The sequence below is a fragment of the Curtobacterium flaccumfaciens genome (genome assembly GCF_051548005.1).
Classification (GTDB): domain Bacteria; phylum Actinomycetota; class Actinomycetes; order Actinomycetales; family Microbacteriaceae; genus Curtobacterium.
This window is the reverse complement of the sequence record NZ_JBPUGH010000228.1, coordinates 1-3,205: the sequence shown is the minus strand read 5'-3', so window position 1 is coordinate 3,205 and position 3,205 is coordinate 1. Positions and strand designations below refer to the sequence as shown.

The 3,205-nt window shown below is 72.5% G+C and carries 2 protein-coding genes and 1 pseudogene; 2 read left to right on the top strand and 1 reads right to left on the bottom strand.

What is annotated here, in order from left to right:
- Positions 1–627, top strand: a pseudogene (locus ACSW7Y_RS16715) (hypothetical protein); the annotation flags it as partial.
- A 55-nt stretch (positions 628–682) separates the two neighbouring features.
- Here the strand turns inward: ACSW7Y_RS16715 and ACSW7Y_RS16710 are convergent.
- On the bottom strand, positions 683–1,540 hold the full coding sequence (locus ACSW7Y_RS16710; RefSeq protein ID WP_438127355.1) for a LysR substrate-binding domain-containing protein: 858 nt from the start codon (positions 1,538–1,540) through the stop codon (positions 683–685).
- A gap of 122 nt (positions 1,541–1,662) precedes the next feature.
- Here ACSW7Y_RS16710 and ACSW7Y_RS16705 point away from each other — a divergent pair, with 122 nt between their 5' ends.
- Positions 1,663–2,988: an MFS transporter gene (locus ACSW7Y_RS16705; protein ID WP_438127354.1), complete on the top strand. Its 1,326-nt coding sequence runs from the start codon at positions 1,663–1,665 to the stop codon at positions 2,986–2,988.
- The last annotated feature ends 217 nt before the right edge of the window (positions 2,989–3,205 follow it).

The following is a 3,205-nucleotide window of genomic DNA, read 5'->3' as shown; positions in this document are numbered from 1 at the left end:
GAGCCCGCACCGAGCGGCCCCGTCGGGTACCGCACCCCCGCCCGGTTCGCGCAGCACCAGGTCGTCGCGGCGCCGGCACCGACGCCGTCGGCACCCCCTCAGCCGGGCCCAGCCCGGGGAGTGTCGCCGGCCCCGCGGAGTTCCGCAGCCGGCGTGCGGACGGACGATGCGTCGCCCACCGTGGCCGCGCCCGTGGTGCGCGAACCCGCGCCGACCGAGCCGCTCCTCCAGGTCGGCGCAGCCGCTGCCGGTGCGACGGCGGACGGGGTGGACGCGACGACCGGCGCTCCGGCCGGTGCGCGCCGCATCGGGGCGACACCGGGGGCGGCCCTCGGCGCCGTGGCCGGCATCGCCACCGTCGGACTCGCGGCGTGGTGGTTCACGGCACCCGGCACGGTGCACGGTGTCGGACTCGTGCTCGGAGTGCTCGCGCTCCTGCTGTCGGTGGTCGTCCTGCGCGACCGCTCGGCCACGTGGCAGCGTCCGGTGGCGCTGCTCGGAGCCGTGCTCGGCGGCGTCGGCACCCTGGTGCTGCTGTGGGCGGTGGCGTCGGCGCTGCTGCCGATGGCCGGGGTGACCCTGCCCGACCTCACGGGGACCGGGACCGTCCCGACGCTGGCGCCGTAGCGGTCGGGTCGCGCGCGGTCGGGTTGCGCGCGGACGGGTCGTCGCGCTCGGTGGCTCAGACGGCCCGGATCACGCCGCGGGAGAGGATCGCGTTCGTCAGGGCGTCGACCGGTTCCCGCTGCGTCGTCGGGTTCGCGATGAGGACGTAGTCCACCGCGGGCAGGTCCGGGAGCGCCAGTCGCTGCGACACCTTCACGAGGTCCGCCGGGATGAGCGAGTGCGGGAACACCGCGACACCGATGCCCGCCCGGACCGCCGCGAGGACCCCGTTCACGTCACGGGTGTTGCAGGTGATCCGCCAGGTGCGCCCTGCTGCCTCGAGGGCGTCGATCGCCATCTGCCGGCTGATGCTCGGCGCCTGGTAGACGATCAGCGGGACCGGTTCGCCCTCCTCGAGCGCGATTCCGTCCTGCGCCATCCACACCATCTGGTCCGTCGCGACCCGGGTCCCCTCGGCCGACTCCCCCGCGGTCTGCTTGATGAACACGAGGTCGAGCTGGCCCGCGTGCACCCGGCGGAGCAGCGGCGCGGACTGGTTCACCGTGAGCTCGAGGTTCACGTGAGGGTGCAGTCGTCGGAAGTCCCGCAGGATCCGTGGGAGCTGCGTGATCGCGAGGTCGTCCGCGGCACCGAACCGGAGGCGACCACGGGTGGCCGCTCCCGAGAAGTACGCGTCCGCCGTGGCGTGCGCGGCGAGGATCGTCCGGGCGAAGCCGGCCATCGCGTCCCCGTTGTCCGTCAGGGAGACGCCCCGGGTGTCCCGCGCGACGAGCGTCCGGGCGACCGCGCCCTCGAGTCGACGCACGTGTTGGGAGACCGTCGGCTGGCTGATGCCGAGGCGCACCCCGGCGGCCGTGAAGCTCCGCGTCTCCGCGACCGCGAGGAACGTCCGCAGCAGCACCGGATCGAGCACGCCGGACCTCCTCATTCGACATCGCAATGGAGTGATAGCAACCATACGGGAGCCGAATGGGCGTCGGCGAACTAGTTTCGGGGAGGTACCGTTCCGCCCCCGACGTCCGGAGACCCCCAGCCGTGAGTGCGTCATCGACGACCCTCCCCCCGCCCACCGAACCCCTCCCCGTCGTGTCCGAGCGCCCGCCGTGGCGCCACACCCTCATCGCCCTGTCGGTGCCGAACTTCCGCATCTTCACCGCGACGAACCTCGTGGCGATGACCGCCGGGTGGATGCAGCGCATCGCGCAGGACTGGCTCGTCCTGCAGCTCACCGGCTCGGTCGCACAGGTCGGCATCACCGTGGCGTGCCAGTTCGCCCCGATGCTGTTCTTCGGACTGTTCGGCGGGGTCATCGTCGACCGCTTCTCGAAGCGCGCGCTCATGATGCTCACGCAGGGCGCGTTCGCAGTGCTGTCGCTCGTGCTCGCCGTGCTCACCCTGACCGGGGTCGTGCAGGCGTGGCACATCTGGGTGATCGCGTTCCTCGTCGGCATGGTCACCGTCATCGACAACCCCGCACGCCAGGTCTTCGTCACCGAAATCGTCGGCCACCAGCACCTGCGCAACGCGATCAGCGTCAACTCGAGCGTGTTCCAGCTGGGAGGGATGATCGGCCCCGCGCTGTCCGGTGCGCTCCTCGTGGCCGTCGGCGCGGGCTGGTCGTTCGGGGTGAACGCCGTCGCGTGCGTGGCCGTCGTCGTGACGCTCGGGTTCCTCCGGGTGTCCGAACTCCACCGCACCCCACCGGCACCGCGCGCGAAGGGACAGCTCGTCGAGGGACTCCGGTACGCCCTGCACAAGCCGACCATCCTCGTGCCGGTGGTGCTCATGGCGTTCTTCTCGGTGTTCGCGCTGACGATGCCGGTGCTGCTCTCGGCGTTCGCGTCCGAGGTGTACGACGTCGGCGCGGGCGGCTACGGCGTGTTCAACTCCGCCGTCGCGATCGGCGCACTGGCCGGGGCGCTGCTCTCCACCCGGCGTGCCACGGTCCGGCTCCGCACGATCGTCGGAGGTGTGTTCTGGACGGGCGTCCTGCTCGTCGCCACCGGAGCCGTGCCCGTCATCGCGCCGTTCACGGTCGCCCTGGTCGCGGTCGGGATGTCGCAGCTGCTCTTCATGACGGCGTCGAACTCGCTCGTGCAGTTGTCGTCGAACGTCGCGATCCGCGGCCGCGTGATGTCGCTCTACGTCCTCGTGCTGCTCGGCGGCCAGGCCATCGGCGGGCCGATCATGGGCCAGGTCGTGGACCACTTCGGGGCCCACGTCGGCATGGTGATCGCCGGGGGCGTCCCCGCGGTGGCTGCGGCGGTCGTCGGGCTCGTGCTCGCTCGGCGGGGTGGGCTGCACCTCGCGGTGCGCATGCGACACCACGTGCCGCTGCCCGCGATCGTCGGGCAGCGCTGACGCGCGGGCGGGCGCGGCGGTGGCGCGGCGCCCGACCGCGCGACGAACCACAAAAGCGACATTGAACCGGCTCCGAGGCCTGGTTCAATGTCGCTTTCGTGGTGCGGGACGGACGGGAAGCCCGTGGCGGGGTCGCCACGGGCCGCGCCCGTCCGGTACCGGGTCGCGTCTAGTACGCGACGCCGAAGCGCGCCTTGTGGTGTGCCGGCGTGACAAC